Annotated in this window: 19 protein-coding genes; 18 read left to right on the plus strand and 1 reads right to left on the minus strand. The window is 70.0% G+C overall.

What is annotated here, in order from left to right:
* Positions 1-110: 110 nt before the first annotated feature.
* From C8E99_RS01685 to C8E99_RS01725, 9 genes are all read left to right on the plus strand, one after another.
* Complete coding sequence (locus C8E99_RS01685) at positions 111-1,448, plus strand: M16 family metallopeptidase (protein WP_115930824.1); 1,338 nt, start codon at positions 111-113, stop codon at positions 1,446-1,448.
* A gap of 156 nt (positions 1,449-1,604) precedes the next feature.
* Positions 1,605-3,116: an alanine/glycine:cation symporter family protein gene (locus tag C8E99_RS01690; protein ID WP_115930825.1), complete on the plus strand. Its 1,512-nt coding sequence runs from the start codon at positions 1,605-1,607 to the stop codon at positions 3,114-3,116.
* A gap of 70 nt (positions 3,117-3,186) precedes the next feature.
* On the plus strand, positions 3,187-3,990 hold the full coding sequence (dapB, locus tag C8E99_RS01695) for a 4-hydroxy-tetrahydrodipicolinate reductase (RefSeq protein ID WP_115930827.1): 804 nt from the start codon (positions 3,187-3,189) through the stop codon (positions 3,988-3,990).
* Between the two features lie 16 nt (positions 3,991-4,006).
* Complete coding sequence (locus C8E99_RS01700) at positions 4,007-4,456, plus strand: hypothetical protein (RefSeq protein WP_115930828.1); 450 nt, start codon at positions 4,007-4,009, stop codon at positions 4,454-4,456.
* Between the two features lie 211 nt (positions 4,457-4,667).
* Positions 4,668-5,171, plus strand: a complete 504-nt coding sequence (locus C8E99_RS01705; protein ID WP_115933137.1) for a 2Fe-2S iron-sulfur cluster-binding protein — start codon at positions 4,668-4,670, stop codon at positions 5,169-5,171.
* Complete coding sequence (locus C8E99_RS01710; RefSeq protein WP_115930829.1) at positions 5,168-6,196, plus strand: FAD binding domain-containing protein; 1,029 nt, start codon at positions 5,168-5,170, stop codon at positions 6,194-6,196. The genes C8E99_RS01705 and C8E99_RS01710 overlap by 4 nt, the downstream gene beginning before the upstream one ends.
* The gene (locus tag C8E99_RS01715) at positions 6,193-8,280 is read left to right on the plus strand and encodes a xanthine dehydrogenase family protein molybdopterin-binding subunit (RefSeq protein WP_115930830.1); all 2,088 of its coding nucleotides are present in this window, start codon (positions 6,193-6,195) and stop codon (positions 8,278-8,280) included. The genes C8E99_RS01710 and C8E99_RS01715 overlap by 4 nt, the downstream gene beginning before the upstream one ends.
* Before the next feature lie 53 nt (positions 8,281-8,333).
* Positions 8,334-9,104 (plus strand): nucleotidyltransferase family protein, encoded by a 771-nt coding sequence (locus C8E99_RS01720; protein ID WP_245952022.1) that lies wholly within the window; start codon positions 8,334-8,336, stop codon positions 9,102-9,104.
* Positions 9,091-10,209, plus strand: a complete 1,119-nt coding sequence (locus C8E99_RS01725) for an XdhC family protein (protein ID WP_115930832.1) — start codon at positions 9,091-9,093, stop codon at positions 10,207-10,209. The genes C8E99_RS01720 and C8E99_RS01725 overlap by 14 nt, the downstream gene beginning before the upstream one ends.
* Before the next feature lie 43 nt (positions 10,210-10,252).
* Here the strand turns inward: C8E99_RS01725 and C8E99_RS01730 are convergent, their stop codons facing one another.
* Positions 10,253-11,476, minus strand: coding sequence for a heparan-alpha-glucosaminide N-acetyltransferase domain-containing protein (locus tag C8E99_RS01730; RefSeq protein WP_170144504.1), 1,224 nt, complete (start codon positions 11,474-11,476; stop codon positions 10,253-10,255).
* A 118-nt stretch (positions 11,477-11,594) separates the two neighbouring features.
* Between C8E99_RS01730 and dapA the strand changes: the two genes are divergently transcribed.
* The 9 genes from dapA to C8E99_RS01775 all read left to right on the plus strand — a co-directional run bounded on the left by dapA (position 11,595) and on the right by C8E99_RS01775 (position 21,586).
* Entirely contained in the window at positions 11,595-12,506 is a 912-nt protein-coding gene (gene dapA / locus C8E99_RS01735) for a 4-hydroxy-tetrahydrodipicolinate synthase (protein WP_115930835.1), read from the plus strand.
* A 15-nt stretch (positions 12,507-12,521) separates the two neighbouring features.
* Positions 12,522-14,207: a ribonuclease J gene (locus C8E99_RS01740; RefSeq protein ID WP_115930837.1), complete on the plus strand. Its 1,686-nt coding sequence runs from the start codon at positions 12,522-12,524 to the stop codon at positions 14,205-14,207.
* Between the two features lie 129 nt (positions 14,208-14,336).
* Positions 14,337-17,564 carry an FtsK/SpoIIIE family DNA translocase gene (locus C8E99_RS01745; protein ID WP_170144505.1) on the plus strand — a complete coding sequence of 1,076 codons (3,228 nt, stop codon included), beginning with the start codon at positions 14,337-14,339 and terminating at the stop codon, positions 17,562-17,564.
* Between the two features lie 18 nt (positions 17,565-17,582).
* Complete coding sequence (gene pgsA / locus C8E99_RS01750; RefSeq protein WP_115930839.1) at positions 17,583-18,203, plus strand: CDP-diacylglycerol--glycerol-3-phosphate 3-phosphatidyltransferase; 621 nt, start codon at positions 17,583-17,585, stop codon at positions 18,201-18,203.
* Positions 18,204-18,225: 22 nt separating this feature from the next.
* On the plus strand, positions 18,226-18,735 hold the full coding sequence (locus tag C8E99_RS01755) for a CinA family protein (RefSeq protein ID WP_115930841.1): 510 nt from the start codon (positions 18,226-18,228) through the stop codon (positions 18,733-18,735).
* 219 nt (positions 18,736-18,954) lie between these two features.
* A complete protein-coding gene (locus C8E99_RS01760; RefSeq protein ID WP_115930843.1) occupies positions 18,955-19,407 on the plus strand; it encodes a helix-turn-helix domain-containing protein in 453 nt (150 codons plus the stop codon).
* A gap of 75 nt (positions 19,408-19,482) precedes the next feature.
* Complete coding sequence (locus C8E99_RS01765) at positions 19,483-19,713, plus strand: DUF3046 domain-containing protein (protein ID WP_115930844.1); 231 nt, start codon at positions 19,483-19,485, stop codon at positions 19,711-19,713.
* Between the two features lie 221 nt (positions 19,714-19,934).
* Positions 19,935-20,996 (plus strand): recombinase RecA, encoded by a 1,062-nt coding sequence (gene recA, locus C8E99_RS01770; RefSeq protein ID WP_115930846.1) that lies wholly within the window; start codon positions 19,935-19,937, stop codon positions 20,994-20,996.
* Complete coding sequence (locus C8E99_RS01775) at positions 20,996-21,586, plus strand: regulatory protein RecX (protein ID WP_115930847.1); 591 nt, start codon at positions 20,996-20,998, stop codon at positions 21,584-21,586. The genes recA and C8E99_RS01775 overlap by 1 nt, the downstream gene beginning before the upstream one ends.
* The last annotated feature ends 1 nt before the right edge of the window (position 21,587 follow it).

Consider the following 21,587-nt stretch of genomic DNA (forward strand, 5'->3'; position numbering starts at 1 on the left):
AGGAGCTGACCCGTCAGCTCCACCGGCCCGTGGCCCGCACTTCGGTGCGGGCCACGGGTGGTTAAGGCCCCGATGAGGCCGGCCACGGCGGCGCTGGTAGTTTCGAGGACATGAGTCCTACGCTGCCGATCCCCGCCGACTTCACCGGAACCATCCAGGACGCCGGCCACGGCTCCGTGGTCCGGCGTTCCGTGCTGCCCGGCGGCGTCCGGGTGCTGACCGAGGCGATGCCGGACCAGCGATCGGTCACCATCGGCTTCTGGATCGCGGTGGGCTCACGGGACGAGGCCGAGGGCGGTTTCGGTTCCACCCATTTCCTGGAGCACCTGCTCTTCAAGGGCACCCCCACCCGGTCGGCCATGGATATCGCCACGGCGTTCGATCGCGTCGGCGGGGAATCCAACGCCTCCACGGCCAAGGAGTCCACGTGCTACCACGCCAGGGTGCTGGACACCGACCTGCCCATGGCCATTGACGTCATCACGGACATGGTCACCTCCGCCCTGATCGAGCCTGAGGAACTCGAAACGGAACGCGGGGTGATCCTTGAGGAACTGGCCATGGATGCCGACGATCCCATCGACACCGCGCATGAGGCCCTGGCAGCAGCCCTGCTGGACGGTCATGAGCTGGGCCGTCCCATCGGCGGCACCGCCGAGACCATCAACGCCGTGACCCGCGAACGCGTGCTGGAGCACTACCGCCAGTGGTACCGCCCGGACGAACTGGTGGTGACCGCCGCCGGTGGCCTGGACCATGACGAGGTGTGCCGGCTCGTGGTCGAGGCGCTGGAACGCTCGGGCTGGGACTTGCCGGAGGGTGCCGCCCCGGCCCCACGGCGCAGCCACGTGTACACCGGGGCGGAGATCTCCGAGGGACTGCACCGGATCGCCCGGCCGGTGGAGCAGTCCTCGATCCTGGTCGGTGGGCGCTCCGTCCACTCCCTGGACCCCGACCGGTTCGCGCTGGCACTGATGAACTCCACCCTGGGCGGGGGCATGAGTTCGCGTTTGTTCCAGGAGATCCGGGAGAAGCGCGGCCTGGCCTACAACACCTACTCCTTCTCCGCCGCCTATTCGGACGTGGGTTACTTCGGCCTCTACGCCGGCTGTTCCCCGCAGAAGGCCGGCTCCGTGGCCGAGCTCATGGTCTCGGAACTGGAACGCCTGGCCGAGCACGGCATCACGGACGAGGAACTGGAACGCGCCCGCGGCCAGCTCTCCGGCGGCACCGTGCTTGGTTTGGAGGACACGGGATCCCGGATGTCCCGCCTGGGCCGGGCCGAACTGGTCACAGGGGAGTTCGTGGACCTGGACGGCGCCCTGGACCGGCTCCGCGCCGTGACGGCCGAGCAGGTGCAGACGGTGGCCCAACGACTGGCCGCCTCCCCGCGGGCCACGATCATGGTCGGGCCGGACGTGCAGGCGGACGTACTCTCCGGCAGCTGAGCGTTTCCAGGACGTTTCCATCCGCGTGTCCTGCGGGGAGTCGCTTGACTCTCCTGTGGTGTGTGCAACATTCTGGACGGATCGGCCTCCCACCGGCCGATCCGTCGCCCGAGGGGTCGGGCATCGCACCTCGGACAGAAGGACCGGTTCACCGCCATGGAACAACTGCAAACTGTGCTGGACAACATCGGATCGTTCGTCTGGGGTCCGTTCTTCCTCATCCCCCTGCTGCTCGGCACCGGCCTCTACCTGACCATCCGGCTGGGCTTCCTGCAGTTCCACAAGCTCCTCCCCGCCCTGAACCTGGGCATCATCCGACGAAGGGATCCGGACACCGAGGGGGACATCTCCCAATTCCAAGCGCTGACCACCGCCCTGGCCGCCACGGTCGGCACCGGGAACATCGTGGGCGTGGCCACGGCGATCGGCATCGGCGGACCGGGCGCCCTGTTCTGGATGTGGGTCACCGGCCTGCTCGGGATGGCGTCGAAGTACTCGGAGGCTTATCTCGGGGTCCGCTTCCGCACCACGGATGAGGCGGGAGAGAAATCGGGGGGCCCGCAGTACTACCTGCAGAAGGCCATCAAGGGGCCGTTCGGCAAGATCCTTGCCCTGTCCTTCGCCGTCTTCGCCTTCCTGGCGTCCTTCGGCATCGGCAACATGACCCAGGGCAACTCGATTGCCGCCAATGTGGAGGAGTCGTTCGGAGTGATGCCGTGGGTGACCGGCATCATCCTCACCGTCCTGACCATCCTCGTCTTGGTGGGCGGCATCAAGTCCATCGGCAAGGTCACGTCCGCATTCGTGCCGGTCATGATCGTCTTCTACGTGGCCGCCGCGATCTTCATCCTGGCCGTCAACATCGCCGAAGTGCCTGCCGCCTTCGCCCTGATCTTCACCGACGCCTTCACCGGCACCGCCGCGGTCGGCGGCTTCACCGGCTCGATCCTCATCATCGCCATCCAGTACGGCGTGGCCCGCGGCATGTTCTCCAATGAATCCGGGTTGGGCTCCGCGGCGATCGCGGCGGCGGCGGCCCAGACCTCCCACCCGGTCCGTCAGGGGCTGGTGTCCATGACCCAGACCTTCATCGACACGATCATCGTGGTGTCCTTCACCGGACTCGTCATCGTCACCACCGGGACCTGGAACCACACCGACGAGAACGGGGAGCAGATCTCCGCGGCCCTGATGACCGGCGAGGCCTTCTCGAGTGGCCTACCCGGCGAATGGGGCCACTGGATCGTCACCATCGGCCTGATCATGTTCGCTTTCTCCACCATCCTCGGCTGGTCCTACTACGGTGAGCGCAACGTGGAACGTCTCTTCGGTCAGCGGCTCGTGATGCCCTACCGCGTGGTGTTCTCCCTCGTGGTGTTCGTCGGATGCACCGTGCCGCTGGCCATCGTCTGGAGCTTCTCCGACATCATGAACGGCCTGATGGCGTTGCCGAACCTCATCGGTCTGCTCATCCTCTCCGGCCTGATCGCCCGGGAGACGAAGCACTACCTCAAGCACGATCCGAAGCTGGTGGCCAGCACGGCCGAGATCGAGGCCTTCATGGTGGACCGGCCCGGCTGGGCGGACTGGAAGTCCGGAAACGTGGTCGGCTCCTCCCGCACGCACACCGGGCGGGCACCGGTGGAGCCTGTTCGAGACCGCGGCTAGCAGAACCCCCACCGACGGCGCGTGCGGGCGGCGGCACCGGGGGCCTCCGGCGCCGCCTAAACTCGAGGTCATGACTGCGCCCGAGACCGAACCCCGCCCTGAACCCCGCGCCGACCACGGCGGCGCCCCGATCCGGGTCGCCATCCTCGGAGCCACCGGCAAGATGGGCCGCTACGCCGTGGCGGCCGTGGGCGGAGCCGCGGATCTGGAGCTGGTGGCCGAGCTCGGCTCCCGGGACCCCGTCTCGGCCGCCCTCGATGCTGGCGCGAGCCACTTGCTGGACCTCACCGTCCCGCAGGTCTCCCCGGACCACGTGGCCTTCGCCGTCGAGCACGGTCTGCACGCCGTCGTCGGGACCTCCGGCTGGTCCGCCGAGCGCCGGGAGACGCTCGAGGGGCAGCTGGCGGCGCACCCGGAGGTCGGCGTGCTGATCGCCCCGAACTTCTCGGTCGGCTCCGTCCTGGCCAGCGCCTTCGCCGCGAAGGCCGCCCGTCACTTCCCCTCGGTGGAGATCATCGAGATGCACCACCCGGACAAGGTCGATGCACCCTCCGGCACGGCGGTGCGCACCGCGGGATTGATCTCGGACGCCCGCCAGGCGGCCGGCGTCGGACCCTCCCCGGACGCGACCACCCATGATCCGGACGGCGCCCGCGGTGCCCTGGTGGGCGGGATCCGCGTACACGCCGTGCGACTGCGCGGGTTGGAGGCCCATCAGGAGGTCCTGATGGGCGGGCCGGGGGAGCAGCTGGTGGTCCGCCACGACGCCTTCGACCGCGGGGCGTACATGCCCGGTGTCCTGCTGGGGCTGCGGACCGTGGCCTCCCGGCCCGGCCTGGCCTACGGCCTGGACGCCTACCTGGACCTCGACTGAGCTGGAACCGGAGACGATGAGAACCAAGATCGGAGTGGTGGCCATCGCCGCCCTCATGCTGTTGTTCGCGGTGGTGGCGGTCGTGTCCGCCGTGGGCTTTCTGCAGGCCCCCCAGCCCATCGCCAAGATCCTCGGCGTGGCGGTGCTCTGCGTGGTCGCCGTGGGCGTGTGGACCCTGTGGCGCGAGCTGCGCTTCGGCCTCACGATGGAGAAGATGGGCCGCACCCTGGAGGCGGAAGGCGGACTGCCCGAGGACAACCTGCCTCGCTCGGCCGCCGGGCGCATCGACCGCGCCGCCGCGGATGTCCAGTTCGAGACCTTCCGTGCCGAGGCCGAGGCCGCCCCGCAGGACTGGCGCTCCTGGTACCGGCTCTCCCTCGGATACGACGCCTCCGGGGACCGCTCCCGGGCCCGGAAGGCCATGCGGGACGCGATCGCGCTGTACTCCGCCCGGTCCGGGAGCTGAGGACCCGGCTCTGATCGGGGGGTTCTCACCGGGCCGCGGGTGTGGCCAGGCGTGCCGCCCCCTCGGTACTGTGTGCGCAGCAGCACCGCAGACTGCCGGCCAGGGAGGGCCTTTGGAACACGTCGCAGAACACCATCCGGACCGCGAATCACCACACACCGAATCACCACACACCTCAGAGAACACCGCGGGGCACGTCCCGGAGCAGGGCATCACCCTCCGGATCGATGGCACCGACCACGAACTGACCGTTGACACCCGCACCACCCTGCTGGACGCCTTGCGCGAACGCGCCGGCAACACCTCGCCCAAGAAGGGCTGCGACCACGGACAGTGCGGCTCCTGCACGGTCCTGCTGGACGGGCGCCGCCACCTGACCTGCCTGGCCCTGGCCGTGGCCTATGACGGCGCCGAGATCGTGACGGCGGCGGGACTGGCCGGACCGGCAGACGAGGGGGACCTCCACCCGGTCCAGCAGGCGTTCATCACGCATGACGGCTTCCAGTGTGGCTACTGCACGCCGGGTCAGGTGTGCTCCGCCGTCGGGATGCTCGAGGAGGCCGGCCGGGGAGCTCCCAGCCACGTGACCGCTGACCTCGAGGCGGACGTGGACCTCACCGACGAGGAGATCCGCGAGCGCATGAGCGGCAATCTGTGCCGCTGCGGCGCCTACGCCGGCATCCTCGGGGCGATCCGAGAGTCGGCGGGCCGATGAGACCATTGACCTACGCAGCCCCCGCCACCGCCGCAGAAGCGGTCAGCGCCGTCAGGGGGGATCCACAGGCGCGGTTCCTGGGCGGCGGAACGAACCTGGTGGACCACCTCAAACTCGGGGTCAGCACGCCCGGACGGCTGGTGGACATCAGCCGCCTTCCGCTGGACACCGTCGAGCAGACCGAGGCAGGGGTGCGGATCGGCACCAACGTGCGCAACAGCGACCTCGCTGCATATCCGCTCCTGCGCAGCGGCTGGCCCGGCGTCAGTCGGGCCCTGCTGGCCGGGGCCAGCGGCCAGATCCGCAACCAGGCGACCACCGGCGGCAACCTGCTGCAACGCACCCGGTGCGTGTACTTCCAGGACGTCACCACCCCGTGCAACAAACGGGAGCCGGGCAGCGGCTGTTCGGCGCTCGAGGGGTACGGCCGGTACAACGCCGTGCTCGGGGCCAGTGAGGCCTGCGTGGCCACCCACCCGTCGGACCTCGCCGTCGCCCTGACCGCCCTGGACGCCGTCGTCGTGGTCCTGGGATCCGACGGCGAGCGGCGGGTCCCGATGGTGGAGCTGCACACCCTGCCAGGGCACCACCCCGAGATCGAGACCACGCTGTCCCACGGTGAGCTGATCACCGCGGTCGAGCTCCCGGCCACGCCGCTGGCCCGGCGCTCGACCTACGTCAAGACCCGGGATCGGGCCTCCTACGCCTTCGCCCTCGTCTCGGTCGCCGCCGCCGTGACCCTCGACGACGACGGCGCGGTCGCGGACATCGCGCTCGCCTGGGGCGGGGTCGCCCACAAACCGTGGCGGGCCGCCCGGGCCGAGGCAACGCTGCGGGGACGCCGGCCGGACGAGCCCGCGATCGCCGCGGCCGTGGAGAAGGAGCTGCGGGAGGCGGCCTTCGGCCCGCACACCGCGTACAAGCGGCCGCTGCTGCGGGGCGCCACCACGGAGGCACTGTCCCGACTCCTCGGCGGTCTGGACGGGAAGTCGGACGGAACCTCGGAGCAGGAGGGGGCACGATGACCGCGAACCCCGTGCGGGCCGTGGCCATGGGCACCGCGATGGAGCGGGTCGACGGCCGGGAGAAGGTCACCGGCCGTTCGACCTACGCCATGGAGAACGACGCCGAGCTGGACCGGGCACCCCTGCACGGCTGGATGGTGACCTCGAGGACTGCCCGGGGGAGGGTGCTGCGCGTGGACGCGAGCGATGCCCTGGACCACCCCGGCGTGGTGACCGTCCTGGACCACACCACGGCACCGCGACTCGCGTCCACCGAGGACCGCGAACTGGCCGTGCTGCAGGACGACAGGATCGGGTTCCGTGGCCAGATCGTGGCCCTGGTGCTCGCCGAGACACCCGAGTCCGCGCGGGAGGGGGCCCGGCTGGTCCGGGTGCACGAACAGGCTGAGCCGTTCTCGGCCACCCTGGAGGGCGCCGAGACCTACCGGCCCGATCCGTCCAGCGTGGGGTCCGAGACCGACACCGAGCAGGGCGATGTGGACGCGGCGCTGGCGGCGGCACCGGTCCGGATCGAGCACACCTACACCACCCCGCATGAGCACAACAATCCCCTGGAACCGCATGCCGCCACGGCACTGTGGCGCGGCGGGACGCTGACGATGTGGGACTCCACCCAGGGGGTCCACCGGGTGGCTGCGACCCTGGCCCCGATGCTGGGCATCGAGCCCGAACGGATGCGGGTGCGGGCACCGTACGTCGGCGGCGGCTTCGGCAGCAAGGGTCCGCCCCACGGCCCGGAGGTGGCCGTGGCTCTGGCCGCGATGTGGGCGGAGGGGCGGCCGGTGAAGCTGGCCGTGACCCGGCAGCAGATGTTCCCCCTGACCGGGTACAGGACCCAGACCGTCTCCGACCTGCGTATCGGGGCGGAGCCGGACGGCCGGATCATCGCGCTGGAGCATGCCGTCACGGTCCAGACCTCGGCCATCAAGGAGTTCGTGGAGCACGCCGCCGTCCCGGCCCGGATGATGTACGCGGGGGAGCACCGGCGCACGAGCCACCGGGTGGCCTCGCTCGACGTCCCCGTCCCGTCCTGGATGCGGGCGCCCGGGGAGATGCCGGGGATGCACGCCCTGGAGGTGGCGATGGACGAGCTGGCCGTGGCCGCCGGCGTCGATCCGGTCGAGCTCCGCGTGCGGAACGAGCCCGAGGTGGACCCGGGGAGTGGCAACCCGTTCAGCAACCGGCGCCTGGTCGACTGCCTGTACCGCGGCGCGGAGCTGTTCGGATGGGCGGATCGGCCCCCTGCACCCCGTGCCACCCTGGACGGGGACTGGTGGGTGGGGACCGGCGTCGCCTCCGCCACCTATCCCGCCAACTTCTTCCCGGGCAACGCCGCGCGGGTCACGGCCCTGGAACGGGGGCGCTATGCCGTCGCCATCGGTGCCGTGGACATCGGCACGGGCGCCCGGACCGCGCTGCTGCAGATCGCCGCCGACGCCCTCGGGGTGGGCGTGGCTCAGATCGACCTGGCGATCGGCGACACGGACCTGCCGTTCGCCACCGTGGCCGGCGGCTCCTCCGGCACCGGGTCCTGGGGCACCGCCATCATCCAGGCCGCACAGCAGTTCCGGGCCGACCACGGGGAGCACCCGGACCCCGGAGTGCAGACCACCTCCACCGCCGATTCCTACCCCGACACGGAGCATCTGGCGATGCACTCCTTCGGCGCCGTGTTCACCGAGGCGAGGGTGCACCGCTGGACCGGGGAGGTGCGGGTTCCGCGGATGCTCGGCGTCTACTCGGTGGGCCGGGTGATCAACCCGACCACCGCGCGCTCGCAGTTCCTGGGCGGGCTGGTCATGGGGCTCTCCGCCGCCCTCTTCGAGGAGTCGGTGCGGGACCCCCGCTTCGGCCACTTCGTGACCCAGGACCTGGCGTCCTACCACGTGGCCTCGCACGCGGACATCGGTGACCTGCACGTCGAGTGGCTCGACGACGTGGACGAGCGGGCCACCCCCATGGGCTCACGGGGGATCGGTGAGATCGGCATCGTCGGGACTGCGGCCGCCGTGGTCAACGCCGCCTACCACGCCACCGGGGTCCGGGTCCGGAGCCTGCCCGCGACCTCCGACGCCTTCCTGTGAGCCCCACGCGTCCTCCGGTGAGACCCGGGCCCGTCGCGGAGAGTGGCACGCCAGTGCGATTGCCGGCAGGGCCGTTCCCAGGCGGCGCACCGGTGGTGGGCGTGCTGCTGGCCGCCGGAGCGGGCCGCCGCCTGGGCCGGGGGCCCAAGGCCCTGCTGTCCGTGGACGGGACGCCGCAGGTGGTCCGGATGGCGCGTGCCCTGCTGCGCGGCGGCTGTGACGCGGTGGTGGTGATCGTCGGAGCCTCGGACGAGGAGGTTCGTAGGGTTCTGGACGGAGCGCTGGCGGGGACCTCCGAGGGCCGGTGCGTGCGGACCGTGGTGAATCCGGACTGGGAATCGGGCATGGGCTCGTCCTTCCGGCTCGGGATCGAGGCCGCCGATCGGCTGCTCGCCCCCTCCGGCCCCTCGGCCGGCTCGATCGCGGTGGCCCTGGTGGACCAGCCCGACGTCGGCGAGGACGTGGTGCGCCGCCTGCTGGCCGCTGCCACTGGCACTTCCACCACCACCTCCACCACCGCCGCCACCGCAGCTGCCGCCGAGGCCACCACCGCCCAAGCCATCGGCCCGCGGGTGATCGCCGCCGGGTACCCGGATGCGCAGGGGCGGCTGGTCCGCAGTCATCCATTGGTCTTCCCCCGGGCCTGGGCCCTGGAGGCGGCCGCCTTGGCAACGGGGGACGCGGCCGGACGGATCTGGCTGCGCAGCCACCCGGACGTGGTGGACGTCGTGGACGTGGGGCACCTGGCCACGGGCCGCGACGTGGACACCCCGCAGGATCTCGACGGGCTCAGCCGGGGAACGGAGGCCGATGTCCGAGCGTGACGACCTCTGGCAGGAAATGGCCCCGGTCCTCGACGGTGACGCCGGCTTCGTGCTGGCCACGGTGATCTCCACCTCCTCGAGTGCGCCGAGACCGGCGGGGACGCAGATGGCCGTCCTGGACGACGGCACGGTCATCGGCAGCCTGTCTGGGGGATGCATCGAGGCGGACGTCCACGTCCACGCCCAGGAGGTGGCGAGCACTGGCCGGGCGCTGGTCCGGGACTACGGCTACAGTGACGGTGCGGCGCTCGATATCGGGTTGACCTGTGGCGGCTCGCTCCGGGTCTTCCTCGAACGCGTCGCCCCGGCGGACCTGGACTTCTTCCGCGTCCTCACCGAGGCCGTGCGCTCCGGTGAACCAGTCGCCACCGTCACGGCGCTGCCGGGACCGGACGCGGGGTGGCGCGGTCTCGTGACCGTGACGGCATCAGCAACGGCATCAGCAACGGAGTCTGGAACGGAACGCAGTAGGGAGCCCGACCTGCGCCTCCACGAGGCCGCCGCCCTGCTGCGGGAGTCTCGCTCCGGCGTCGTGACCGTCCCGAGCCCCGCCGGCGGCCCGCCCTCCGACTATGCCGTCCGCAGCTTCACCTCGCCGGCGCACCTCGTGGTCTTCGGCTCGAACGCGTTCGCCGCGTCCCTGGCCCGGCTGGCTACCGACGTGGGCTACCGGGTGACCGTCTGCGACGCCCGGGCGGCGTTCGCCACCCGGGAGCGGTTCCCCGAAGCGGATGAGGTCGTCGTGCGCTGGCCCCACGAGTACCTGGACGAGCTTCACATCGATCACCGCACGGTCCTGTGCGCGCTGACGCATGACCCGAAGTTCGACGACCCACTGGTGGCGAAAGCCCTGCGCTCGCCGGCCGCCTTCGTCGGGGCCATGGGATCGCGGCGCACCAGCCGGGAACGGGTGAAGCGGCTGCGGGACCTGGGGCTGAGCGAGGACGAACTGGCGCGGCTGCATGCGCCCTTGGGCCTGGACCTGGGGGCCGGAACCCCGCAGGAGACCGCGGTGTCCATGATGGCCGAGATCATCTCGGCCCGGAGGTCCGGGACGAACCTGCCCCTGAACCAGGCTCGCGGCCCCCTGCACCGTCAGCGGTGAATCCTGTGGCGTCAGGGGAGTCGGGGGCGTCCGGCGCGGCGCGTCAGGGCCTCGGTCCGGCCAGCGTGCCCGAGACGGTCGCGACGAGCCACTCCAGCGGGCCCTTCCAGCCGAATCCCCGCCACAGGGTCCCGGCGACGAGGCAACCCACCCAGTAGGCCAGGAGCAGGCCGAGACGGGGCCAGTCCGCCGTCGCCGTCTCGAAGACGTCCAACGCCACCAGGTGCCCCACGTACAGCGTGAGGGGCAGGGCGCCGGCACCGATCAGCGGCATCAGGGGCCAGACGAGCACCCCGCGGACGATCTGGGTCAACAACAGGCAGACCCCGAGCACCAGGGCGGAGGTGCCGCAGGTCAGCAGCAGGTCCAACGGCGCCCCGGAGTGGGGTGTGGCGAGCGTGAACCACACTGGAAGGTGCTGGACCGACTCGGTGGACAGGCTCGCACCGGTCAGCAGCTCGGCCTCGAGGGCACGCGTGCCGGCCCCTGTCCCGGTGGCCAGGGCCGAGGCCACCTCGGGCCACTGCTGCAGTCCGCGCGAGAGGAGGAAGGCCACCGCGGCCAGGGCGGCACCACCGGCGGCCAGGACGGCCGCCACCCGCATCCGGTCCAGCCGCAGCCGGCCGAGGAACAGGCCGAAGAGCACGTAACCGAACCACTGCAGCACGGGATAGTAGCCCGAGAACAGCAGGTCCCAGGCCAGCAGCCCGGGCTGGGAGACCAGGTCGATGAGGTTCGGGTTGGACCACAGCCGCCAACCGTCCACATAGGCCGTGGACCCCACCGCCGACTGCATCGCCGCGGACAGCAGGCTCGCGAGCACGGGGGAGAACAGCACCCAGCCGATCGCCCAGGCGGCCAGGGCGCGTGCCCCCAGGTGCAGGAACGGCAACGCGACCAGGAACAGCAATGCGTATTGGGCCAGGATGACGGCGACGTTCATGTCCAGGGAGCCGCAGGCGAGCCCGAGGACGAACAACATCAGTGCGCGTATCGCCACCCGGCGGCGGTCCCAGCCGAGGAGGGGGCCGCGGTGGGGCGCCCCGGTCCGGCCGGCACCGCCAGTGAGCAGCGCCAGCCCGACGCCGGCCAGTGTGGCGAACAGAGCCGAGGACTTACCGGCGAACACCAGCCCGACGATGGTTGGCTCTGTCCCATCCGCAGACACCAATCCGAGCAGATGGGTGGCGATCATGCCCAGCAGGGCCAGGCCCCGGGCGGCGTCCACACCGGGGATGCGGCGCTGCACTGCCGTGGTTGGCGCCATGGGCCGTCCTCGTTTCTCGTTCGTCTCTGGTTCGTCCGAGGCTCGCTCGGGGTGTCGGCCCCGACTCATGCCATCGCGCTGCCTGCCGCAGGCCATTCTCGCAGGTAGGCTGGAAGCTATGATCGAGACCCCTGCCGCACGCTCCGCGAACACCTTCGGCACCGTTGTCCCCGCCATGGTCACCCCCTTCACGGACGACGGCGGCCTGGACCTGGTCTCGGCCCAGAAACTGGCGAACCACCTCGTGGACGAGGGCGCCGACGGGCTGGTCATCACCGGCACCACCGGGGAGACCTCGACCCTGCTGGACGAGGAGAACGTGGCCATGTTCGAGGCCGTGGTGGAGGCCGTGGGCGGCCGCGCCAAGGTCATCGCCGGCACCGGCATGAATGACACGGGGCACTCGGTGCACCTGTCCCAGTTGGCCGCCAAGACCGGCGTCGACGGCCTGCTGCTGGTCACGCCGTACTACAACAAGCCCAACCAGGCCGGCATCCGGGCGCACTTCGAGACCATCGCCTCCGCCACCGACCTCCCGGTCATGCTCTACGACATCCCGGGGCGCTCGGTCATGCCGATCAACCCGGACACCATCATCGCGTTGGCCCAGCACCCGAACATCGCGGCCCTCAAGGACGCCAAGGGCGACTTCCAGTCCACCACCCTGGTGGCGGCGAACACGGACCTGGACATCTACTCGGGCGAGGACTCCCTGACCATGCCGCTCATGACACTGGGCGCCGTGGGCGTGGTCTCCGTGACTGCCCATGTGGCCACGCGGCTGTACCGGCGGATGGTGGACGCCATGCTCGCCGGTGACCTGGCGGCGGCCCAAGCACTGCACTTCGAGCTGGATCCGTACCAGCGGGCGGTGATGACCCACATCCAGGGCGCGGTCTCCGCCAAGACGATTCTGAACTGGCAGGGCATCCTGCCGAACTCCGTGGTCCGCCTCCCGCTCGTGGAGGCCACCGAGGACGAGAAGACCATCATCCGTGCCGACCTCGCGGAGGCCGGACTCACCTTCTAGAAGGGACCGAACCCCATGGCACCAGGCTCCCGCCTGTCCGCTCCACCCGCGCTGAAGCCCGGCACCTGCCGCATCGTCCCCCTCGGTGGCCTCGGCGAGGTGGGCCGCAACATGACCGTCTTCGAACTGGACGGCAAGATCCTCATCGTCGACTGCGGCGTGCTCTTCCCCGAGGAGCACCAGCCCGGCGTGGACCTGATCCTGCCGGACTTCAGTTATATCGAGGACCGCCTCGACGACGTGGTCGGAGTGGTGCTGACCCACGGCCACGAGGACCACATCGGCGCCGTGCCGTACCTGTTGCGCCTGAAGGCGGACATCCCGCTGATCGGCTCCACCCTGACCCTGGCCCTGATCGAGGCCAAGCTCGAGGAGCACCGGATCAGTCCGCTCACCCTCACCGTCACGGAGGGGGACACCGAGCACCTCGGCCCCTTCGAATGCGAGTTCGTGGCCGTCAACCACTCCATTCCGGATGCCCTCGCGGTGGCCATCAAGACGCAGGCCGGCACCGTCCTGCACACCGGCGACTTCAAGATGGACCAGTTGCCGTTGGACGGCCGCATCACGGACCTGCGGGCCTTCGCCCGCCTGGGGGAGGACGGCGTGGACCTGTTCCTCACCGACTCCACCAATGCGGAGGTCCCCGGATTCACCACCACGGAGAAGGAGATCGGCTCCGTCCTGGAGGGTCTGATGGCCCGGGCCAGCCAGCGCGTGATCGTGGCCTCGTTCGCCTCCCACGTGCACCGCATCCAGCAGGTCCTGGACGCCGCCCACCAGCATGGACGCAAGGTCTGCTTCGTGGGGCGGTCCATGGTCCGCAACATGGGCATCGCCGCCAAGCTCGGCTACCTCAAGGTGCCCGAGGGCATCCTGGTGGACCTCAAGCAGGTGGACCAGCTGCCGGATGACCAGGTGGTGCTGATGTGCACCGGCTCCCAGGGAGAGCCCATGGCCGCGCTGTCCCGGATGGCCAACGGGGACCACCGCATCCAGCTCAATGCCGGCGACCTCGTGATCCTGGCCTCGTCCTTGATCCCGGGCAACGAGACCTCCGTGTTCCGGGTGGTCAACGGCCTGATGAAGCTCGGCGCGGAGGTGGTCCACAAGGGCATGGCGAAGGTCCACGTCTCCGGGCACGCGTCCCAGGGCGAGCTGCTCTACTGCTACAACATCGTCAAGCCCACCCACGTGATGCCGGTCCACGGGGAGACCCGCCACCTGATCGCCAACGGCAAGATCGCCGAGTCGACCGGGGTGCCGAGGGAGAACATCCTGCTCACCGAGGACGGTTCCGTGGTGGATCTCACGGACGGCGTGGCGCGCGTGACCGGCCAGGTGGAGTGCGGATTCGTCTACGTGGACGGTTCCTCGATCGGCGAGATCACGGATGCCGACCTCAAGGACCGCCAGGTGCTCGGTGAGGAGGGGTTCATCTCGATCATCTCCGTGGTCAACCGCCAGACCGGCACCATCGTGTCCGGCCCGGACATCCACGCCCGCGGCGTGGCGGAGGACGACTCGGTGTTCGACGAGGTCAAGCTCAAGATCGCCCGCGCGCTTGAGGAGGCCGTGCAGTCCAACGCGGACCACACCACACACCAGCTCCAGCAGGTGGTCCGCCGCGTCATCGGCACGTGGGTCAACCGCAAGCTGCGCCGCCGGCCCATGATCGTCCCGGTCGTCCTGGAAGCCTGAGGCGCCGCGCTGGTCAGGCCGGCCGGGGAGCGGGCCCTGTGCGGCCGGGACCCCTGTGGCACCGGAACCGTCGCTGGAACCCTGTGTTGGTCACGGACGTCCTCCGGGGACGCCGGTACCCTACGTAGCATGGCGACCCGTACTTCCCCGACGCGTTCGCAGTCCAGCCGGTCCTCGACCTCCACCGCCCGCAAGGGTGCGGAGCCGAAGTCGGCGAAGTCGTCTGCGCGCCCGTCCGGCACCACCCAGCGCAACCGCAGCGCGCCCGAACCCGCCCCTCAGCCGGCGGGCAACCTGTTCGTGCGCGCAGCGCGCGGGTTCTGGATGGCCCTGGCCACGCCGATCGGCGCCGGCGTGCGCAAGGTCGGCCGCGACGCCAAGATCGATCCCGAGGACCGCCGCGACGGCACCGGTTTCTTCCTCGTGGCCCTCGCCTTCGTCATCGGCTCGGTGGAATGGTGGGGCCTGCGCGGCACCCCGGGCTACGGCACCGTGGTCCACAACGTGGCCGCCGGAACCCTCGGCTGGGCCGCCCTGCTCTTCCCGGCTGTGCTGCTCATCATCGCCGTCCGGTATTTCCGCACGCCCCAGGAGCACCGGGACAACGGCCGCATCTCGATCGGCCTGCTGGTCATGCTGGTCGGTGCCACCGGGATCGCCCACCTCGTAGCAGGCCTGCCCGCCGTGGCCGATTCCTTCGAGAACCTCCTGGCCGGGGGAGGCCTGGTCGGCTACCTCGCCACCACACCGCTGGCCTCCCTGCTGACGCCGTGGCCCGTGTGGGCCCTGATGGTCGTCCTGGTCCTCTTCGGGCTGCTGATCGTCACCGCCACCCCGGTGGGCCAGATCCCGCAGCGCACGCGGGACGCCTATGCCTGGCTCACCGGACAGCCCGACGGCGGCGCGGCCACCGAGCGCCCGGACCGCACCGCCCGCGGTGCCCGTGACAGCCGAGCCGACCGGGACGGAGAGGACGAGCATGACCAGTCCTACCTGACGCAGCACGAACGCGACCACGCCGGCAAACCGGGCAAGCCGGACAAGCAGGCGAAGAGGAAGCGCAAGGGCACCCGGCTCTTCGGGCGTGACGACGAACAGCCGACCGCGGTCCTGGACCAGAACGGTGATCCGGTCACCACCACGGAGGCCTACGAGACCGCCGTGATCGGGGATGCCGACGCCGACGGGCACCCTGATGCTGCCTCCGCGGCGACCCCCGCTGAGGCCGAATCCTCCGGCCCGGCCGTGCCGCCGGGTGTCCGGCGGCCGACCGCCGGGGAACTGGCCATCGCCCGCGTCAAGGAGGCGGCCGGCGTCGGACCCGATGCTCCCGCCGGGCCGGCGACCGAACCGATCGGCACCGTGCCGCCGGCGATGCCGGGAGCAACACCGGCAGCAGTACCGGCGGCTGCCGTGAAGGCGACCCCGGTGGCCAGGCCGGCCGAGCTGCCGCCCATGCCGGCACGCTCGGAGCAGCTGCACCTGGGCGGGGACATCACGTACACCCTGCCGGACTCGGCCCTGTTGCCGGCCGGCCCGCCTCACAAGGACCGCACCGAGGCCAATGACGCCGTGGTGGCCGCCCTGACCTCCACGCTGGACCAGTTCAAGGTCGACGCCGAGGTCACCGGGTTCTCCCGCGGCCCCACGGTCACCCGCTACGAGATCGAGCTCGCGCCGGGCACCAAGGTGGAGAAGGTCACGGCGCTGTCCAAGAACATCTCCTACGCCGTGGCGTCCTCGGACGTGCGCATTCTCTCGCCGATCCCGGGCAAGTCCGCCATCGGCATCGAGATCCCCAACGCGGACAAGGAGGTCGTGGCCTTGGGTGACGTGCTGCGTTCCAACGCCGCGCGCAAGACCGACCACCCGATGGTGATGGGCGTCGGCAAGGACGTCGAGGGTGGCTTCGTCATGGCCAACCTCGCCAAGATGCCGCACATGCTCGTGGCCGGTGCCACCGGGGCCGGCAAGTCCTCGTTCGTGAACTCCATGATCACCTCGATCCTCATGCGCTCCACCCCGGACGAGGTCCGCATGGTCATGGTGGACCCCAAGCGCGTGGAACTCACCGCGTACGAGGGCGTCCCGCACCTGGTCACCCCGATCATCACCAGCCCGAAGAAGGCAGCCGAGGCCCTGCAGTGGGTCGTGCGCGAGATGGACACCCGCTACGACGACCTGGCGGCCTTCGGCTACAAGCACGTGGACGACTTCAACAAGGCGATCCGGGCCGGCAAGGTCAACCTCCCGCCGGACTCCAAGCGCGTGCTCAAGCCCTACCCGTACCTGCTGGTGATCGTGGACGAGCTCGCGGACCTGATGATGGTCGCGCCGCGGGACGTCGAGGACGCGATCGTCCGCATCACCCAGCTCGCCCGTGCCGCCGGCATCCACCTGGTGCTGGCCACCCAGCGGCCCTCGGTGGACGTGGTCACCGGCCTCATCAAGGCCAACGTGCCCTCCCGCATGGCCTTCGCCACCTCATCCGTCACGGACTCCCGCGTGGTCCTGGACCAGCCCGGTGCCGAGAAGCTGCTCGGCCAGGGTGACGCCCTGTTCCTGCCGATGGGCAAGTCCAAGCCGATGCGTGTACAGGGCGCCTGGGTCAACGAGTCCGAGATCCACGCGGTCGTGGAACACGTCAAGACCCAGATGACCGCGCAGTACCGCCAGGACGTGGTGCCGGAGAAGATCGAGAAGGTCATCGACGAGGACATCGGCGACGACATGGATCTGCTGCTGCAGGCCACCGAGCTCGTGGTCACCACGCAGTTCGGCTCCACCTCCATGCTGCAGCGCAAGCTGCGCGTCGGCTTCGCCAAGGCCGGGCGCCTCATGGACCTGATGGAGTCCCGCGGCGTCGTCGGTCCCTCGGAGGGTTCCAAGGCCCGCGACGTGCTGGTCAAGCCCGATGACCTGGCCGACCTGCTGGCCACCATTCGGGGCGACGGCCCACCGGCAGCGGCCCCGAGTGAGGACGCGCCGGAGGCCTACGCCGAGGACGTGGTGCACGCGGACCAGGCCGGCGGCCCTGGTGCCCCGAAGGGTTTCGACAGTGACGATCACGTCGGCGGCACCGGCGGCACCGGCGGCACCGGCGGCACCGGCGGCTCTGGTCAGCCGCGCGCTGAGTATCCGGAGATGCCTCAACGCTCGGGCCAAGCGCCCTCGGACCAGGAACTGGTGCGCGGGTCCCTGCCTGCGGAGGCCTCCGATCCGACGTCTTCCGACTATGGGCGTGACCTGGTGGCGGACGATCTCGCCTCCCGTCCCGCGGCGGACGACTGGTACGACGAGGACGGTGGCGAGGACGGCGAGGGTTCCGAGGACGCGTGGCACCTCACCGGCCGGTGAGATCCGTAGACTGCACACATGAGTGAGAACTGGAACCTGCCCAACCTCCTGACGGCCGTCAGGATCGTCATGGTCCCGTTCTTCATCTGGATGCTCGTGGCCGGAGGCCCCTCGGGCGAGGACTCGATGGTCCTGCGCTGGGTGGCCTTCGCCCTCTTCGCCGTGGCCATCTACACCGACAAGCTGGATGGCGACATCGCCCGGTCCCGGGGACTGGTCACCAGCTTCGGCAAGATCGCCGATCCCATCGCGGACAAGCTCCTGACCGGTTCCGCCTTCATCGTGCTCTCCCTGCTGGGCGAGCTCTGGTGGTGGGTGACCGTGTTGATCCTCGTCCGCGAGTGGGGCATCACGCTGATGCGTCTGATGGTGCTCAAGTACGGTGTCATGCCAGCCTCCAGGGGCGGCAAGCTCAAAACCGTGCTCCAGGCCGCGGCCCTGCTGTGGCTGTTGGCCCCCCTGGGCCCGGTGCTGGGGGACTGGTGGCTGTGGGCCGGCTGGATCCTGATGGCCGCCGCCCTCGTGGTCACCCTCATCACTGGAGCCGACTATGTCCTCAAGGGCCTGCGGCTGCGTCGGGACTCTCTCGCCGGCGAGTCCAGCCAGTCCAGCCAGTCCGGGCAGTCCAGCCGTGATTGACCGGGTGGAACGGGAAGAGCCGATGGAACTGGCCGAGCTGGTCGATGCGGAGAACCTGCCGGCCGCCGTCGTGCAGCTGTTGATCCGCCGGGACCTGACGGTCGCCACCGCGGAATCCCTGACCGCTGGACTGCTGGCGGCCACCCTGGCCGAGGTGCCCGGGGCTTCCGGGACGTTGCAGGGCGGCGTGGTGGCGTACCAGAACCACGTCAAGGAGCGGCTGCTCGGCGTGGATCCGGGCCTGCTGGCCCGGGCTGGCGCCGTGGACGCCGAGGTGGCCCGGCAGATGGCCGAGGGTGCCCGCCATGTGACGGGCGCCGACGTCGGGATCTCCACGACCGGCGTGGCCGGGCCGGAAGCGCACCAGGGCAAGCCGGTGGGCACGGTCTATGTGGGGCTGGCCGGAATGCCGGGCCACGCCGAGCCGGAGGCCGTGCTGCTGCACCTCGAGGGAGACCGGGAGGCGATCCGACGGGACACGGTCCGCCGGGGATTGCAGATGGTGCAGGCGCGTCTGACCCGGTGGGCATGACATTTGCGTCACGGAACGCGAGGGATGCGTCGGCACGCTTGCCTCCGGGTCCGGGGTTGTCGGTAGGCTAGGAGCATGCCGCGCAGTCAGCTGGGAATCGGCTGGGAATCCAGATGATGGGCTGCCGGGCCGGGAACAAATACCGGCCTGGTCACCGTTGTACCCACCAGTTGGCCTGTTCGGCCACTCCCAGTACCCACTCAGGAGAAGACAGTAGACATGATGAAGCATCCGGTATCCATCAACGGCATCACCCGTTGGATGGCGACCGGGGAAAACGTCCCAACCGACTCCCTCGAGACCAAGGAGCACGCCGTGCCAGTCCTTCGCCAGGAAATCGGAGACGTCCTGCGTGACGTCCGTCAGCGCCAGCGCCGCACGCTCCGCGAGGTCTCCCACCATGCGCGAGTCTCCCTCGGCTACCTGTCCGAGGTCGAGCGCGGACAGAAGGAAGCCTCCTCGGAGCTGTTGTCCTCCATCTGCAGCGCCCTGAACGTCCCCATGTCCCTGATGTTGCGCGAGGTCTCGGACCGCATCGCCCTCCAAGAGGGAGTGCACATCCCGGACACTGTCCCCGTGGACCTCGAGAGCGGCTTCGCTCCCGAGGAGTTCGGCACCCGCATCCCGGACGAGGTCCCGGACGACTTCGGCCAGCTTGCCGGCAGCCACTGACCAAGACCGCAGCGCAGGACCGCAGACCCTCGGGGCTGCGGTCCTGTTGCCGTGAGGGGACAGAAGGGTCCAGAGATGAAGCACAGTGAATTCCGCCGATTGATGGATGACGAGTTCGGCCCCGGCAACGCCGGCGTGATCGCCGCGACCCTCGTGCTGCCGTCCCTCCAGGAGACCGCGGACCGGTCCCTCGACGCCGGCGTGGACCCGCGGCGCGTGTGGCTCGACGTCTGCGACCTCCAGGGCGTCCCCGAGGGGCGCCGCCTCGGCCGTGACCTCCCGGTGAGGGACCGCTCCCAGGACTGAGCTGTGAGGACTACGAGGACACGCCGACGCCGGGCTCTTCGAAAACATCTTCGAACGGCGGTAGGCTCCTCCACAGGACATGAACCGCGGCACGCCCCGGGCATGTCATCCACAGCACCAGCGGCGTTCCGCTAACCCGTCCGGGCGGTCCAGTAGGTTCGTCATCAGTACAGGGGAACGGCTCGAAGGCCGCCCGCCACCAGCACACATAGGGGTGAATCATGGCGTCAGCCACTGACCGCGAGAAGGCTCTGGAAGCCGCACTGGCCCAGATCGACAAGCAGTACGGCAAGGGATCGGTGATGCGCCTCGGGGACGAGGTCCGCGTCCCGATGGAGGTCATTCCCACCGGTTCCGTCGGATTGGACGTCGCCCTGGGCATCGGCGGCCTGCCCCGCGGCCGTGTCGTGGAGATCTACGGTCCGGAATCCTCCGGTAAGACCACCGTCGCCCTGCACGCCGTGGCCAACGCCCAGCGCAATGGCGGCATCGCCGCCTTCATTGACGCCGAGCACGCCCTGGACCCGGAATACGCCAAGAAGCTTGGCGTGGACACGGACGCCCTGTTGGTCTCGCAGCCGGACACCGGTGAGCAGGCCCTCGAGATCATGGACATGCTGATCGGCTCGGGCTCGTTGGACATCGTCGTCATCGACTCGGTGGCCGCGCTGGTGCCCCGCGCCGAGATCGAGGGCGAGATGGGTGACAGCCACGTGGGCCTGCAGGCCCGGTTGATGTCCCAGGCCCTGCGCAAGATCACCGGCCGCCTGGCCCAGAGCAAGACCACCGCCATCTTCATCAACCAGCTGCGTGAGAAGATCGGCGTGTTCTTCGGCAGCCCCGAGACCACCACCGGCGGCAAGGCCCTGAAGTTCTACGCCTCCGTCCGGATCGACGTGCGCCGGATCGAGACCTTGAAAGAAGGCGGCAACCCTGTCGGCAACCGCACCCGTGCCAAGATCGTCAAGAACAAGATGGCCCCGCCCTTCAAGCAGGCCGAGTTCGACATCATCTACGGCGAGGGCATCTCCCGCCAGGGCTCCCTGATCGACATGGGCGTGGACGAGGGCATCGTGAAGAAGTCCGGCGCCTGGTACACCTACGACGGCGATCAGCTGGGCCAGGGCAAGGAGAATTCCCGCCGCTTCCTCAAGGACAACCCCGACCTCGCCGACGAGATCGAGACCCGCATCCTGGAGAAGCTCGGCATCGGCGTGACGGCCGAGGACGAGACCGCGGGCGAGCCGCAGCTGCGCGCCGTCTCGGGTCAGTCCCCGGCCTGATGACACGTCGCCACCTCCGTGCGGTACCGGACGTCCCCGAGCACCTCACGGACGATCCGGAGCCGGCCGCCACGGAGGTGGCGCGGACCATCGTGCTGCGCCAGCTCGCCGCCTCGCCGAAGTCGCGGAAGCAGTTGGAGGAGAAGCTCGCCGAGCGGGATGTCCCCGAGGACGTGGCCGCCGCGGTGCTGGACCGCCTCGAGGATGTCCGGCTCGTGGATGACACCGCCTATGCGGAGAACTTCGTCCGCACCCGCCAACGCTCCAAAGGCCTCGCCCGCGGTGCTCTGCGCCGGGAGCTCCAGCAGAAGGGCGTCTCCGGGGAAGCCGCCGAACAGGCCCTCGAGACGATCAGTGAGGACGCCGAACGTGAAGCCGCCGTCGAACTCGTCCAGCGAAAGATCCGCGGGCGCCAACTCCCGCACGGAGACTCGGCTGAGGACCGGGCGGAGCGGGACAAGACCGTCCGGCGCCTGGCCGCCATGCTCGCCCGCAAGGGATACCCGCCGGGCATGGCACTGGGCATCGTCAAGGACGTCCTCGGTGGCCTCGAGGATGAGGCGGATGCTTTCGCCCTGGACGACGACTAGA

Origin of the sequence: Citricoccus muralis, assembly GCF_003386075.1 — a bacterium.
In the GTDB taxonomy this organism is placed as follows: Bacteria; Actinomycetota; Actinomycetes; order Actinomycetales; family Micrococcaceae; genus Citricoccus; species Citricoccus muralis.

What these genes read in the sequence shown, in the direction of transcription:
- dapB (WP_115930827.1), top strand. Translation starts at nt 3,187, where the DNA reads ATGACTGCGCCCGAGACCGAACCCCGCCCTGAACCCCGCGCCGACCAC.
- pgsA (WP_115930839.1), top strand. Translation starts at nt 17,583, where the DNA reads ATGAGTGAGAACTGGAACCTGCCCAACCTCCTGACGGCCGTCAGGATC.
- C8E99_RS01690 (WP_115930825.1), top strand. Translation starts at nt 1,605, where the DNA reads ATGGAACAACTGCAAACTGTGCTGGACAACATCGGATCGTTCGTCTGG.
- dapA (WP_115930835.1), top strand. Translation starts at nt 11,595, where the DNA reads ATGATCGAGACCCCTGCCGCACGCTCCGCGAACACCTTCGGCACCGTT.
- C8E99_RS01710 (WP_115930829.1), top strand. Translation starts at nt 5,168, where the DNA reads ATGAGACCATTGACCTACGCAGCCCCCGCCACCGCCGCAGAAGCGGTC.
- C8E99_RS01775 (WP_115930847.1), top strand. Translation starts at nt 20,996, where the DNA reads ATGACACGTCGCCACCTCCGTGCGGTACCGGACGTCCCCGAGCACCTC.
- recA (WP_115930846.1), top strand. Translation starts at nt 19,935, where the DNA reads ATGGCGTCAGCCACTGACCGCGAGAAGGCTCTGGAAGCCGCACTGGCC.
- C8E99_RS01730 (WP_170144504.1), bottom strand. Translation starts at nt 11,476, where the DNA reads ATGGCGCCAACCACGGCAGTGCAGCGCCGCATCCCCGGTGTGGACGCC.
- C8E99_RS01760 (WP_115930843.1), top strand. Translation starts at nt 18,955, where the DNA reads ATGATGAAGCATCCGGTATCCATCAACGGCATCACCCGTTGGATGGCG.
- C8E99_RS01700 (WP_115930828.1), top strand. Translation starts at nt 4,007, where the DNA reads ATGAGAACCAAGATCGGAGTGGTGGCCATCGCCGCCCTCATGCTGTTG.
- C8E99_RS01685 (WP_115930824.1), top strand. Translation starts at nt 111, where the DNA reads ATGAGTCCTACGCTGCCGATCCCCGCCGACTTCACCGGAACCATCCAG.
- C8E99_RS01755 (WP_115930841.1), top strand. Translation starts at nt 18,226, where the DNA reads ATGGAACTGGCCGAGCTGGTCGATGCGGAGAACCTGCCGGCCGCCGTC.
- C8E99_RS01745 (WP_170144505.1), top strand. Translation starts at nt 14,337, where the DNA reads ATGGCGACCCGTACTTCCCCGACGCGTTCGCAGTCCAGCCGGTCCTCG.
- C8E99_RS01740 (WP_115930837.1), top strand. Translation starts at nt 12,522, where the DNA reads ATGGCACCAGGCTCCCGCCTGTCCGCTCCACCCGCGCTGAAGCCCGGC.
- C8E99_RS01765 (WP_115930844.1), top strand. Translation starts at nt 19,483, where the DNA reads ATGAAGCACAGTGAATTCCGCCGATTGATGGATGACGAGTTCGGCCCC.
- C8E99_RS01725 (WP_115930832.1), top strand. Translation starts at nt 9,091, where the DNA reads ATGTCCGAGCGTGACGACCTCTGGCAGGAAATGGCCCCGGTCCTCGAC.
- C8E99_RS01715 (WP_115930830.1), top strand. Translation starts at nt 6,193, where the DNA reads ATGACCGCGAACCCCGTGCGGGCCGTGGCCATGGGCACCGCGATGGAG.